Source organism: Microbacterium sp. DMC48, from assembly GCF_056313825.1.
The window spans coordinates 62,308-74,681 of sequence record NZ_JBQUZN010000006.1; the positions used below are offsets into that span (position 1 = coordinate 62,308).

The 12,374-nt window shown below is 70.7% G+C and carries 14 protein-coding genes; 12 read left to right on the forward strand and 2 right to left on the reverse strand.

Translation table 11 applies throughout. The annotated features are described in order from the left end of the window. The first annotated feature begins 48 nt into the window (after positions 1-48). The 4 genes from ACT53O_RS12305 (at position 49) to ACT53O_RS12320 (ending at position 4,260) form a co-directional block, all read left to right on the forward strand. Entirely contained in the window at positions 49-1,176 is a 1,128-nt protein-coding gene (locus tag ACT53O_RS12305) for a thiamine pyrophosphate-dependent enzyme (RefSeq protein ID WP_294943899.1), read from the forward strand. Further along, positions 1,176-2,153, forward strand: a complete 978-nt coding sequence (locus ACT53O_RS12310; protein WP_294943901.1) for an alpha-ketoacid dehydrogenase subunit beta — start codon at positions 1,176-1,178, stop codon at positions 2,151-2,153. The genes ACT53O_RS12305 and ACT53O_RS12310 overlap by 1 nt, the downstream gene beginning before the upstream one ends. 123 nt (positions 2,154-2,276) lie before the next feature. Then, entirely contained in the window at positions 2,277-3,602 is a 1,326-nt protein-coding gene (locus tag ACT53O_RS12315; RefSeq protein ID WP_476152707.1) for a dihydrolipoamide acetyltransferase family protein, read from the forward strand. Positions 3,603-3,633: 31 nt separating this feature from the next. Beyond that, on the forward strand, positions 3,634-4,260 hold the full coding sequence (locus ACT53O_RS12320; protein ID WP_112932047.1) for a MarC family protein: 627 nt from the start codon (positions 3,634-3,636) through the stop codon (positions 4,258-4,260). Positions 4,261-4,291: 31 nt separating this feature from the next. On the opposite strand, the gene ACT53O_RS12325 is transcribed toward ACT53O_RS12320, so the two are convergent. Next, a complete protein-coding gene (locus ACT53O_RS12325; RefSeq protein ID WP_036321353.1) occupies positions 4,292-4,525 on the reverse strand; it encodes a hypothetical protein in 234 nt (77 codons plus the stop codon). Between the two features lie 58 nt (positions 4,526-4,583). Next, positions 4,584-5,075, reverse strand: a complete 492-nt coding sequence (locus ACT53O_RS12330; RefSeq protein ID WP_231477160.1) for a manganese efflux pump MntP — start codon at positions 5,073-5,075, stop codon at positions 4,584-4,586. 294 nt (positions 5,076-5,369) lie between these two features. Here ACT53O_RS12330 and ACT53O_RS12335 point away from each other — a divergent pair, with 294 nt between their 5' ends. From ACT53O_RS12335 to ACT53O_RS12370, 8 genes are read left to right on the forward strand one after another with little or no spacing between them, the layout of a single operon-like run. After that, the gene (locus tag ACT53O_RS12335; RefSeq protein ID WP_476152710.1) at positions 5,370-6,308 is read left to right on the forward strand and encodes a metal ABC transporter solute-binding protein, Zn/Mn family; all 939 of its coding nucleotides are present in this window, start codon (positions 5,370-5,372) and stop codon (positions 6,306-6,308) included. A 29-nt stretch (positions 6,309-6,337) separates the two neighbouring features. After that, positions 6,338-7,144 carry a metal ABC transporter ATP-binding protein gene (locus tag ACT53O_RS12340; protein ID WP_476153157.1) on the forward strand — a complete coding sequence of 269 codons (807 nt, stop codon included), beginning with the start codon at positions 6,338-6,340 and terminating at the stop codon, positions 7,142-7,144. After that, positions 7,141-8,001 carry a metal ABC transporter permease gene (locus tag ACT53O_RS12345; RefSeq protein WP_295818319.1) on the forward strand — a complete coding sequence of 287 codons (861 nt, stop codon included), beginning with the start codon at positions 7,141-7,143 and terminating at the stop codon, positions 7,999-8,001. The genes ACT53O_RS12340 and ACT53O_RS12345 overlap by 4 nt, the downstream gene beginning before the upstream one ends. A 56-nt stretch (positions 8,002-8,057) precedes the next feature. After that, positions 8,058-8,480 carry a Fur family transcriptional regulator gene (locus ACT53O_RS12350; RefSeq protein WP_036321364.1) on the forward strand — a complete coding sequence of 141 codons (423 nt, stop codon included), beginning with the start codon at positions 8,058-8,060 and terminating at the stop codon, positions 8,478-8,480. After that, complete coding sequence (locus tag ACT53O_RS12355) at positions 8,470-9,480, forward strand: permease (protein ID WP_051039652.1); 1,011 nt, start codon at positions 8,470-8,472, stop codon at positions 9,478-9,480. The genes ACT53O_RS12350 and ACT53O_RS12355 overlap by 11 nt, the downstream gene beginning before the upstream one ends. Further along, entirely contained in the window at positions 9,473-10,291 is an 819-nt protein-coding gene (locus ACT53O_RS12360; protein ID WP_208656988.1) for a TIGR03943 family putative permease subunit, read from the forward strand. The genes ACT53O_RS12355 and ACT53O_RS12360 overlap by 8 nt, the downstream gene beginning before the upstream one ends. After that, on the forward strand, positions 10,281-11,705 hold the full coding sequence (locus tag ACT53O_RS12365) for an Ig-like domain-containing domain (RefSeq protein WP_476152714.1): 1,425 nt from the start codon (positions 10,281-10,283) through the stop codon (positions 11,703-11,705). Before ACT53O_RS12360 ends, ACT53O_RS12365 begins: the two co-directional genes overlap by 11 nt. Next, positions 11,702-12,373 carry a DNA-3-methyladenine glycosylase gene (locus ACT53O_RS12370; RefSeq protein ID WP_476152716.1) on the forward strand — a complete coding sequence of 224 codons (672 nt, stop codon included), beginning with the start codon at positions 11,702-11,704 and terminating at the stop codon, positions 12,371-12,373. Before ACT53O_RS12365 ends, ACT53O_RS12370 begins: the two co-directional genes overlap by 4 nt. The last annotated feature ends 1 nt before the right edge of the window (position 12,374 follow it).

A 12,374-nucleotide genomic window follows, 5' to 3' on the forward strand; every position in this document is an offset into this window, starting at 1 on the left:
GTCGATCCCATGCAGTCGGACGCATGCGCGGGGCGTTAGCGTGGGAACATGACCCCGCCTGACGACCCGGCCCTCGTGCGCGTTCTGGCGGCGGACGGGACGTTCGCCCCCACACCCGAAGCCGAGCGCTACCTGCCGCTCATCGACGCGCTCTCCGACGCCGAGCTCGAGACGTTCTACCGCGACATGGTGGTCGTGCGCGCCTTCGATCGGCAGGCCACCAACCTGCAGCGGCAGGGCCAGCTCGCCCTGTGGCCGCCGTCGCTCGGGCAGGAGGCCGCCCAGGTCGGATCGGTGCGTGCCGCCCGGCCGCAGGATCACCTGTTCCCGTCCTATCGCGAGCACGTCGTGGCCACCGCCCGCGGCGTGGACCCGATCGACATCATCCGCGTGATGCGCGGTCTCACGCACGGCGGGTGGGACCCGACCGACCCGAAGAACGGCAACGTGCGCATCTACACGCTCGTCCTCGGATCGCAGACGCTGCACGCGACCGGCTTCGGTATGGGGCTCGTCTTCGACAAGAGATGCGCCACGGGCGATGCGAACCGCGACGAGGCCGTCGTGGTCTACTACGGCGACGGCGCATCCAGCCAGGGCGACGTGCACGAGGCGATGGTGTTCGCCAACACCTACCGGACGCCCCAGGTGTTCTTCCTGCAGAACAACCACTGGGCGATCTCGGTGCCGGTCGCCACGCAGTCGCGAGCGCCTCTCTACCGCCGCGGCGCCGGATACGGCATGCCGTCGACCCTCGTCGACGGCAACGACGTGCTGGCCAGCTACGCGGTCTCCAAGCTCGCGCTCGACGAGGCGCGCGCCGGCGAGGGACCCCGCGCGATCGAGGCGATGACCTACCGCATGGGCGCGCATACGACGAGCGACGACCCCACCAAGTACCGCACGTCCGACGAGGAGCAGTCGTGGGCGCGGCGCGATCCGATCGCCCGCATGCGTGCTTACCTCGAGGCGCGGGGGGCGGCGGCATCCTTCTTCGACGAGGTGGATGCCGCGGCGCAGGCCTATGCGGACGATGTGCGCGTACGCACCAACGCGCTCGGCACGATCGAGCCCGAGTCGATGTTCGCGCACGTCTACAGCGAGGACCACCCGTTGATGGTGGAGCAGCGTCGCTGGCTCGCCGATTACGAGGCGTCGCTGGAGGGAGGAGTCTGATGGTGGAGTCCATGCCCCTCGCGAAGGCGCTCAACGCGGGTCTTCGCGCCGCGATGGCCGCCGACGACCACGTCCTGCTCATGGGCGAGGACATCGGTCGCCTCGGCGGCGTGTTCCGCGTGACGGAAGGCCTGCAGGCCGAGTTCGGCGAGCAGCGGGTGCTCGACACCCCCCTCGCCGAGTCGGGCATCGTCGGCACCGCGATCGGTCTGGCGATGGCCGGGTTCCGTCCGATCATCGAGATCCAGTTCGACGGCTTCGTCTTCCCCGCCTTCGACCAGATCACGACGCAGCTCGCCAAGCTCACCAACCGGCACGAGGGCGCGCTGCAGATGCCGGTCGTCATCCGCATCCCGTACGGCGGCCACATCGGAGCCGTCGAGCACCACCAGGAGAGCCCGGAGGCCTACTTCACGCACACCGCGGGCCTGCGCGTCGTCTCTCCGTCGACGGCGAACGACGCGTACTGGATGATCCAGGATGCCGTCCGCTCGCCCGACCCGGTGATCTTCCTCGAGCCCAAGGCCAAGTACTGGATGAAGGGCGACGTCGACACCGCCGAGCGCCCCCTGCCGCTGCACGCGTCGCGCCTCGTGCGCCGCGGCACCGACGTCACGCTCGTCGGCCACGGCGCGATGGTCACGACGCTGCTGCAGGCGGCCGCGCTCGCCGAGAGCGAGGGCACCTCGTGCGAGGTGATCGACCTGCGCTCGCTCTCGCCGATCGACTACGGTCCCATTCTCGACTCGGTGCGCCGCACGGGCCGCATGGTCTACGCGCAGGAGGCGCCCGGCTTCACGTCGGTGGGTTCCGAGGTGGCCGCGACCGTCATGGAACGGGCGTTCTTCGCCCTGGAGGCGCCGGTGCTGCGCGTGTCGGGCTTCGACGTGCCGTTCCCACCCGCCAAGCTCGAGGGCACCTACCTCCCCGATGCCGACCGCATCCTCGAGGCCGTCGACCGCGCGCTGGCCTACTGACCCGCCCCGCCCCGCCCCGCCCATGACCGCGAGACACCAGCCCCGCACCGAGACACGAGTCGTAGCCCCGTGTCTCGGTGCGCATCACGTGTCTCGCGGACTCAGGCCCTGAAGGAGAACGACATGAGCGAGCAGATCTTCCACCTGCCGGACGTCGGTGAAGGCCTCACCGAGGCCGAGATCGTCCAGTGGCGCGTCGCGCCCGGCGACACCGTCGAGGTCAACGACGTGCTCGTCGAGATCGAGACGGCCAAGTCGCTGGTCGAGCTGCCCTCGCCCTTCTCCGGCACCGTCGGCGAGCTCCTCGCCCCCGAGGGTGAGACCGTGACGGTCGGGGCCCCCATCATCACGATCGGCGGCGCCGCGGCGGATGCCGAGACCCCGGCACCCGCGCAGCCCGAGGCGGCCGCGGCATCCGACGACGGCGGCGCCGTGCTGGTCGGCTACGGCACGGGCGCCGGAGCGACCTCGCGCCGCAAGCGCCCCGCCGAGCGCGGTGAGACCGTGCGGGCGTCCGTCGGGGTCGTCGCCAAGCCGCCGGTGCGAAAGCTCGCGCGCGATCTGGGCGTCACGCTCGCCGAAGTGACCCCCACGGGGCCCGCCGGCGAGGTCACCCGCGACGACGTCGTGCGCCACGCCGAGCAGGCCAGCGTCTTCCGCAACATCGCGACGCCCGCCGCCCCCGCCGAGCGGGAGCAGACCATCTCGGTCTCGGCCTCGCCCGTGCCCGCCCCGCCGGTCGGCGAGCGTGAAGAGGCGATTCCGGTCAAGGGCGTGCGCAAGGCCACGGCATCCGGCATGGTGCGCTCCGCCTACACCGCGCCGCACGTGTCGGTGTGGACCGACGTCGACGCGACCCGCACGATGGAGCTCGTCAAGCGTCTGAAGGCCTCGCCCGACTTCGCCGACATCAAGGTCTCGCCGCTGCTGATCATGGCGCGCGCGGTGATCTGGGCGGTGCGACGCACGCCGCTGATCGGCGCCGCGTGGATCGACAAGGAAGACGGCTCGGCCGAGATCCGGGTGCGCAACTACGTCAACCTCGGCATCGCCGCCGCGACGCCGCGGGGCCTGCTCGTGCCGAACATCAAGGACGCCCAGGACCTCAACCTCCGTGAGCTCGCCAAGGCCCTCGAGAAGCTGACGCTGACGGCCCGAGAGGGAAAGACCACCCCGGCCGACCAGCAGGGCGGCACGATCACGATCACGAACATCGGCGTCTTCGGGATGGATGCCGGCACCCCGATCATCAACCCGGGCGAGTCGGGCATCGTCGCGATGGGCACGATCCGCCAGAAGCCGTGGGTCGTCGACGGCGAGGTGCGTCCCCGCTTCGTCACCACGGTCTCGGGCTCGTTCGACCACCGCGTGATCGACGGCGACGGGATGAGTCGCTTCATCGCCGATGTCGCATCGATCCTGGAGGAGCCGGCGCTGCTGCTGGACTGACCCCCGGCATCCGCTGCGACACAATGAAGGCATGCTGACCGTCTTCGTCGCCGCGCTCGCGGCGCTCGTCCCGATCACGAACCCGATCGGGGCGGTTGCGGCCTACGCCGGGCTGTCCGCCCACCTCGACGAGGCCGACCGGCGCCGGCAGTCGTGGCTCACGGGCATCTACGTCGCCGCCATCCTGACCGTCTTCGCGCTGCTCGGAACCCTGATCCTGCAGTTCTTCGGCATCTCGCTGGGCGCGCTGCAGATCGCCGGCGGCCTCGTCGTGATGCACTCCGGGTTCGGCATGGTCGTGCCGCGCGCGCTGGGCGCGGGGGCCTCGGATGCCGAGAAGGAGCATGCCGCCACGAAGACCGACATCAGCTTCTCGCCGATGGCGCTGCCGCTCATCGCCGGCCCCGGTGCGATCGGCGTGATCGTGGGACTCGCGGCGCGCAATCCCGGCATCCTGGACCGCGTCGGGATCGTGCTCGCCGTCCTCGTCATCGCGGCGGTGATCGCGGTGCTCCTGCGCTACGGCACACCGCTGGCCGAGAAGCTCGGTCCGACCGGTGTCGGCGCGATCACCCGCGTGATGGGGTTTCTCATCCTGGCCATCGGCGCCGAGATCCTCGTGCACGGCCTGACCGCCGCGCTGCCGGGCCTCGCCTGAGCGGACGGCGCCTGGTCCGCGCGACCGCGGGTCAGCGCGACCGCGGGTCGTCGACGGGGTCGACGACGGGATGGAAGTTGCCCGACAGGTTCGCCGGTTGCAGCACGTCGCCGAGGCCACCGCGCTTGCCCGTCCAGAGCGACGGGCCGCGCACACCGGGAAGCTGCGTGAGCACACTGCCGGTGAAGCGGCCCTCCGGCGGAATGTACGGGTTCGCCTTGCGGTTCGCGCGCCACGTGCGGAACCGATCGATCAGTCGCGTCATGACACCCTCCTCCTGTTCACGGTAGGTCCTCGCCGCGTCGCGGGCAAGGAGGGGGCCGTCAGGCGGTGAGGTGCTCGATGAGGATCTGCGTACCGATCCCGATCAGCACCAGGCCACCGACGATCTCCGCCGGGCGGCGAAAGCGCGTGCCGATGCGGTAGCCGATGAAGACGGCGAGAAACGACAGTGCGAAGGTGACGAGACCGATCGTGGTGACGGCGATCGCGACGTCCACGTTCAAGAAGGCGAAGGACACCCCGACGGCGAGCGCGTCGATGCTCGTCGCGACCGACAGGAGCACCACCTCGCGCACGCTGAAGGCCTCGATATCGTGCACGTGCTCGGGGTGCTCCGCGTCCACCGGGGCGTCGGGGCTCAGCGCCTCCCACAGCATCTTCCCGCCGACCAGCGCGAGCAGGCCGAACGAGATCCAGTGGTCCCACGGTGCGATCGCGTCGGCGAACGTCGAACCGAGCAGCCAGCCGAGCAGCGGCATGATCGCCTGCGACACCCCGAATGCGGTCGCGAACACGAGCGCCGTGCGCAGCACGTGCGCGCGCAGCTGCAGGCCCTTTCCGAGGGCGACGGCGAAGGCATCGGCGGAGACGCCGAGCGCGAGCAGCAGCAGAGTCCAGGGGGAGATGACGGCTCCTCGAGAGGCGAAGGCGACAGCGGAGGGGTCGCAGAGAACGTGACACGGTCGTTCGCGAGCGCCGTCGGACGCGAGGACCGAAGAACAGCCTGTCGGCGGCGCGGTCTCGACTTCAAGCGGAGGCTATGAATTGACAGCATTTCGGCCACCCTGGTTTTGATAACGATTATCAGTAGTCCTAGGCTGGGCGGTATGAAGCGTCCCGTCGTCCTCCTGTCCGCCCTCGTCGCGGCATCCGCCCTCGCCCTCACCGGCTGTTCCAGCTCCGCTACCTCGTCGCCCAGCGGCTCCGCGTCGGCGGGCGGCACGATCTCGGTCGTCGCCTCCACCAACGTCTACGGCGACATCGTCAAGACGATCGGTGGTGACCACGTCGAGGTCACCTCGCTCATCGCCGACGAGAGCAAGGATCCGCACGAGTTCGAGGCGACCGCGGCCGATCAGCTCGACGTCCAGAACGCGCAGCTGCTCATCGAGAACGGCGGCGGCTACGACCCGTTCATGGCGTCTCTGAAGGATGCCGCGAAGTCGACCGCCCCGCTGATCAGCGCCGTCACCTTCTCGCCCGAGTGGACGGGCTCCGACCCCACCGCGGCCGTCGACGGCTTCAACGAGCACGTCTTCTACGACCCGCAGACCATCGCCGCCGTCGCCGACGAGATCGCGAAGCAGCTCGGGACGCTCGACCCCGCCGACGCGAGCGCGTTCACCGCCAACGCCACGGCGTTCCGCAGCGACATCGATGCGAAGGTCGCGCCGATCCTCGGCGACATCTCCAAGGCGCACAGCGGCGCCGAGATCTTCGTCACCGAGCCCGTGCCGCTGTACCTCGCCGAGGCCGCCGGACTGAAGAACGTGACCCCGCCCGCCTTCAGCGAAGCCGTCGAAGAGGGCCAGGACGTCCCGCCGGCGACGCTTCTCGACGCGCTCACGCTCATCGGTGGGGGATCGGTGAAGATCCTCTTCGTCAACGCCCAGGCCGCGGGTGCCGAGACCACGCAGGCCGAGGCGAAGGCCGCGGCGGCGAACGTGCCCGTCATCAAAGCCTCGGAGCTGCTCCCGGAGGGCCAGAACTACGTATCGTGGATGACTGACATGGCTACGCAGATCAAGACCGCGCTGGGTTCGTGACCCCCGCCTCCGCTCTTCCCCTTCGCATCATGGCCGCTGCGCTCTCGCGCAGCGGCCATGAGCTGTGGCGCGGCCTCGACCTCGAGTTGCAGCCGGGCGAACTGGTCGCGGTGCTCGGGCCCAGTGGTGCCGGCAAGACCACGCTTCTTCGCGCCGTCCTCGGCCTCGAGCGCCTCAGTGCGGGCTCGATCGAGGCGCTCGGAGCGCCCGTGCGCCGGGCCGGGAATCGTCGCATCGGCTACATTCCGCAGCAGCGCCCGCTGCCCCGGCACACGGCGATGCGCGGCCGCGATCTCGTCCGTCTCGGTGTCGACGGCCACCGCTTCGGCTTCCCGGTGCGCCGCCGCGGCGACCGCGAGCGCGTGCAGACACTGATCGACGCCGTCGGAGCCACGGCCTTCGCCGATCGCCCCGTGGGCCTGCTCTCCGGGGGTGAGCAGCAGCGGCTGCGCGTGGGACAGGCGCTCGCCGACGAGCCCGGTCTGCTGCTGTGCGATGAGCCGTTGACCAGTCTCGACCTGGCCAATCAGCGTGACGTCATCGACCTCATCGACCGCTACCGCACCGCCAGCTGCGCCGGCGTGCTGCTGGTCACGCACGACATCAACCCCGTGCTGGAGAAGGTCGATCGCATCCTCTACCTCACCGGCGGCCGTTTCACCCTCGGCAGCCCGGACGAGGTCCTGACCTCCGAGACCCTCACCGCCCTGTACGGCACCCCGGTGCATGTCGCCCGTGTCGGCGGGCGCCTGGTCGTGGTCGGCGCCCCCGACTCGGATGCCGATCACCACCATCACGGCGACGCCGTCGCCGCACCCGCGGGAGGTGTCGCGTGAGCTGGGGAGACATCGGCAACGCGCTGTTCGGCGGGATGGCGCGCTACGGCGACATCCTCGCCCTGGTGCAGAACTCCGTCTGGGCCGGCGCGGTGCTCGGAATCGTCGGCGGACTCATCGGCGTGTTCGTCATGCAGCGCGACATGGCCTTCGCCGTGCACGGCATCAGCGAGCTGTCCTTCGCCGGCGCGGCGGCGGCGCTCCTTCTCGGCGTCGACGTCGTCACGGGGTCGATCGTGGGCTCGCTCATCGCGGCGGGTCTCATCGGCTGGCTGGGCGCGCGCGCCCGCGACCGCAACTCGATCATCGGCGTGCTCATGCCGTTCGGGCTGGGTATCGGCATCCTGTGCATCTCGCTCTACAACGGCCGCAGCGCCAACCGCTTCAGCCTGCTGACCGGTCAGATCGTGTCGGTGCAGAGCGATCAGCTGACGGTGCTGATCGTCTTGAGCGCGATCGTGCTCGTGGGACTGCTGCTCATCTGGAGACCGCTGAACTTCGACTCGCTCGACCCGCAGTCGGCCGCCGCGCGCGGCGTGCCGACGACGGTCGTCTCGTTCGCGTTCATGATCCTGTTGGGCATCGTCGTGGCGGTGGCGGTGCACATCATCGGTGCCCTCCTGGTGCTCTCGCTGCTGGTGACGCCGGCGGCGGCGGCGATGCGGGTCTCCACCGGCCCCATCGCCGTGCCGCTGTTGGCCGCCGGCTTCGGCGTCACCGCGGCGGTGGGCGGCATTCTGCTCGCCATCGCGGGAACGCTGCCGGTGAGCCCCTACATCACGACGCTGTCGTTCCTCATCTACCTCGTCTGCCGCGTCGTCGACGGCGTGCGTCGGCGCGGCACGGTCGAGGCGTGATATCCCCCCGCGAAGGCATCCAGCCCGCTCCTAGCCCTCGCGGGTAGACTCCCGGCATGGCCCAGCGCAACACCTGGCAGCGCGATCGCGTGCGCGAGGCGTTGACCGACGCCCCCGGTTTCGTCAGCGCCCAGGCGCTGCACGCGACCCTGCGCGACGAGAACACGGGCATCGGATTGGCCACCGTCTACCGGGCGCTCGCGACGCTTGCCGCCAGCGGCGAGGCCGATCAGCTGCAGAGTCCCGACGGCGAAGCCATCTACCGCGCGTGCTCGACGACCGGTCACCATCACCACCTGATCTGCCGCTCGTGCGGTCTCGCCGTCGAGATCGAGGCCCACGAGGTCGAGGCGTGGGCGCAGCGCACCGCCGCCGCGCACGGGTTCACCGCCGCCGAGCACGTCGTCGACATCTTCGGTCTCTGCGCCTCCTGCTCCGCGCTGCGCGCCGCCGATCCGGTCGGAGAGCGTGTCGACTGAGGTGCGCGTCGCGCCGGCCCGTCCCCTGGTGGCCGTCGGCATCGGCGCGCTGGTGGTGGCCGCGCTCATCGCGGTCGCTTTCCTCGCCCCCGGGCCCGCCTTGCCGACCCGGCTGCAGGACGGTCTCACTCTCTCCATCAGCGTCCTGATCGAGTCGCTCCCCTTCGTGATCCTCGGCGTCCTGCTGTCGATCGTGGTGCAGGTGTGGGTGCCGGCCGGTGCGATCGAACGATGGATGCCGCGGGCGCCGTGGGCGCGGCGGGCGGTGCTGTCGCTCCTGGGCATGCTCATCCCCGTCTGCGAGTGCGGAAACGTCCCCTTCGCGCGCGGTCTCATGATGCGCGGGCTGGGGGTCGCCGAGACGCTCACCTTCCTGATCGCCGCGCCGATCGTGAACCCGATCGTGATCATCACCACGCACCAGGCGTTCGGGTTCGACGATGGCATCCTCATCGCGCGCCTCCTCGGCGGCTATGCGGTCGCGAACCTCATCGGGTGGCTCTACAGCCGGCATCCCGACCCCGATGGCCTCATCACGGATCGCTTCCGTGCCAGCTGCGAGATCTCGCTCGAGAACGCGGCGCACGGCCGCGGGCCGGGCAAGGCGCAGCAGAGCCTCGCCCAGTTCGTCGTCGAACTGCGCGCCGTCATGCCCGCGCTCGTGATCGGCTCTGCCCTGGCCGGCGCCGTGCAGGTGCTCGTGCCGCGCTCGGCGCTGCTGGCGATCGGATCGAACCCCGCGCTGTCGATCGTGGCCATGATCACGCTCGCGATGATCGTGTCGATCTGCTCGAACGTCGACGCCTTCTTCGCGCTCTCGTTCGCCTCGACCTTCACGCCCGGCTCGATCGTCGCGTTCCTGCTCGTGGGTCCGCTCGTCGACGTCAAGATGCTCGCGCTGCTGCGCACCACCTTCCGCTCGAAGGTGCTGGTCGGGCTCGTCGTGATCGTCGTGCTGTTCGCCGTGGCCGTCGGATCGGTGGTGAACCTCCTTGCGTGAACTGATCGGATCGCGCCTGCTCGGGGTGGGACTGGCGGCGGGCCTGGCCGCGGTCACGGTGGTGCTGTGGCTGAACGGCCAGCTGGCGCTGTACATCAACCCCTCGTCGAACTGGTTCGCGGTGCCGATGGCGGTCATCGCCCTCGTCGGTGCGGTGATCAGCTTCGCGCTGCCGAAGGGCGCCGAATCCGACCACGGGCACGATCACGGCGATGGCGTCGAGGTCGGCGCCGGCGTTTCGACGCGCTCCGCTCGCTCGACGACCGGGGGTGCGCACGACCACGGGCATGACCACGACCACGGCCACGAGCGCCGCAGCGGCTGGGGCACCGCCGCGACCGTGACCGGCGGTGTGCTGTCGGTCGGCGTCGTCGCGGCGATCATGCTGACGCCTCCGGCGACGCTGTCCGCCGAGCTCGCGATGCAGCGCGACACGGGTGCCCCACCGCTGTTCCAAGGCTCCGACACCGTGGCGCTGGCCTCCACAGGAGACACCTCGAAGTTCGGCGTCGGGGAGTGGGCGAGCGTGTTCGCGACGGCGACGAACCCCGAGGCGTTCGACGGCGACACCATCACGCTCACCGGGTTCGTGACCCCCACCGACGGCGGTTTCGGACTGACGCGCCTGGTCATCACGCACTGCGTCATCGATGCGCAGCCGGCGAGTGTGCCGGTTGCCTCGGGCGACATCCCGGCCACCGGAACGTGGGTCACCGTGACGGGCACGATCCGCGACGCGGGGGGACGACTGCAGATCCAGCCGGCCTCCGTGCAGACGGTCGATCAGCCCAAGGACCCGTATGAGTACTGATCGTGCGACGCGTCGCGAGCGGACACGTCGCCGCCGCGCGCGCGCGTTCCTCGCCGGGTTCGCGATCGTCGTCGCCGCGCTGGCCGTCATCGGACTCGCCGGCGCCGCCGTCACGGTCGCGCAGGGTCCGCGCGTCACGAACGTGAGCGTCGACCCGGATGCCGCGGTCAGCGCGGCCGGCTCGCGGCTGATCATCACGACCACCCAGTCCCTCGCCAAGGTCACGCCGACCCAGGTCACCGTCTCGCCCGCCGCGCCTTTCACCGTGGACACGTCCGGACGCAGCGTGGGCATCCGCTTCACCCAGCCGCTGTGGGACGACACCTCGTACACCGTGACGATCGATGGGGTCAGCGGCATCGGCGGCGCCCCGACGGCATCCGTCTCGCAGAGCTTCACCACGCCGGCGCTGCAGGCCTTTGTCCTGCAGCGCGGCGACGGCGGCGATCGGATCCTGCGCACCGGCCTCGCCGGTCAAGACCCCGAACCGGTCTACACCAACGCGCACATCGAAGACTTCCGTGCGACCGCCGGCCATCTCGTCATGTCGACGCTCGACGACGACAAGAAGTCGCACCTCGTGGTCACCGATCTCGACGGCGGCAACGTGCGCGAGCTCGCCCTCCCCGGCGACGGCACGGTCACCGACCTGCAGAGCGCCGATCGGGGCGATCTCATCGGCTACACCTACACGGATGCCACCGTCGGCACGCCGGGCGCTCGCGAAGCCCGGCTGTTCACGGCCTCGCTCGCCTCCGCGCAGAGCGATGCGCAGCCGACGATGATCCAGCGCAGCGGCGGCGAGTCCCGCGTCGACGACTGGCGGTTCGTGCCCGGCACCGACAGCATCCTCATGCTCACGTACGACGGAGCCCTCACTCTCATCTCCCCGTCCGGCGGCGACCCGGTCACCCTCGGCAACGCTGTGTCGATCGACGGCATCGCGCGCGGCACGACCACCGCGATCGTCGAGCGTGTGGAGGGGCCCGCGGCCATCGACCTGGCCACGGCCAAGCAGGTCGACCTGCCGCCGACCGACAAGGCTCTGGGCCAGACGAACAAGATGGTGCCGATGAGCAACGGCGACACGCTGCGGGTGCTCGCCGTCGTCGACGGCTTCACCGTGCGCTCGACCACCGTCAACGTCGTCGACACCGCGGGTCAGGCGACGCCGGTCTTCTCCGTCGACCCGAAAGACATCCTCATCCAGTCGTGCGTGTCCCCGAGTGGGAGATATGCCGCCTTCCTGGTGGCCCCGGATGCCGTGTCGAACCCGTATGACGGGTACAAGCTGCCGATGCCGACGCACCTGCGCACGCACGTCGTGGCTCTTACCGGCGCGGAGGCCGGCACCGAGGTCGGCGCCCTCGCGGGCTTCGACATCTCGTGGTGCCAGACGCCGCCGCGCACATGAGCGAGCGCTCGGGCCTGATTCCCGCGACCCGGGCAGCGCTCACGGCGCTGCCGGTGGAGGTGGCGCCGCGCCTGCTCGGCGGCGTGCTGGAGGTCACCGTCGGCGAGGCGCGGGTGGCCGTGCGCCTCACCGAGGTGGAGGCGTACCACGGCGCGGGCACCGGGCCCGAGCCCGATCCCGGATCCCACGCGCGGATGGGGCGAACCGCCCGCAACGCCACGATGTGGGGCGAGCCGGGCCACCTCTACGTCTACTTGAGCCACGGCATCCACTCGTGCGTCAACGTCGTCTGCGCCCCCGAGGGTCAGGCCGGAGGGATCCTGCTGCGCGCGGGGGCCGTGATCGAGGGCGAGGATGTCGCCTTCGCCCGCCGCCCCGCCGCGCGGGTCGCGCGGGATCTGGCTCGCGGCCCCGGTCGCCTCGGGGATGCCGTGGGCCTGCGCCATCCCGTGCACGACGGCATCGACGCGGTCACCGCTCGTCCGCGGGCCGGCGCGTCCGCTCGACTGTGGCTGCCGGTGGTGGCCCGCGCCGACGTCGAGGCGGGTCCCCGCGTCGGAGTGGCGGGCGTCGCGGGGACGGCCGCATTCCCGTGGCGGTTCTGGATCCCGGGGGATCCGACCGTCTCGCCGTTTCGCTGGGGGCGCGGAGCCGGTCCGACGCTCTGAG

What these genes read in the sequence shown, in the direction of transcription:
- ACT53O_RS12305 (WP_294943899.1), top strand. Translation starts at nt 49, where the DNA reads ATGACCCCGCCTGACGACCCGGCCCTCGTGCGCGTTCTGGCGGCGGAC.
- ACT53O_RS12310 (WP_294943901.1), top strand. Translation starts at nt 1,176, where the DNA reads ATGGTGGAGTCCATGCCCCTCGCGAAGGCGCTCAACGCGGGTCTTCGC.
- ACT53O_RS12315 (WP_476152707.1), top strand. Translation starts at nt 2,277, where the DNA reads ATGAGCGAGCAGATCTTCCACCTGCCGGACGTCGGTGAAGGCCTCACC.
- ACT53O_RS12320 (WP_112932047.1), top strand. Translation starts at nt 3,634, where the DNA reads ATGCTGACCGTCTTCGTCGCCGCGCTCGCGGCGCTCGTCCCGATCACG.
- ACT53O_RS12325 (WP_036321353.1), bottom strand. Translation starts at nt 4,525, where the DNA reads ATGACGCGACTGATCGATCGGTTCCGCACGTGGCGCGCGAACCGCAAG.
- ACT53O_RS12335 (WP_476152710.1), top strand. Translation starts at nt 5,370, where the DNA reads ATGAAGCGTCCCGTCGTCCTCCTGTCCGCCCTCGTCGCGGCATCCGCC.
- ACT53O_RS12340 (WP_476153157.1), top strand. Translation starts at nt 6,338, where the DNA reads ATGGCCGCTGCGCTCTCGCGCAGCGGCCATGAGCTGTGGCGCGGCCTC.
- ACT53O_RS12350 (WP_036321364.1), top strand. Translation starts at nt 8,058, where the DNA reads ATGGCCCAGCGCAACACCTGGCAGCGCGATCGCGTGCGCGAGGCGTTG.
- ACT53O_RS12365 (WP_476152714.1), top strand. Translation starts at nt 10,281, where the DNA reads ATGAGTACTGATCGTGCGACGCGTCGCGAGCGGACACGTCGCCGCCGC.
- ACT53O_RS12370 (WP_476152716.1), top strand. Translation starts at nt 11,702, where the DNA reads ATGAGCGAGCGCTCGGGCCTGATTCCCGCGACCCGGGCAGCGCTCACG.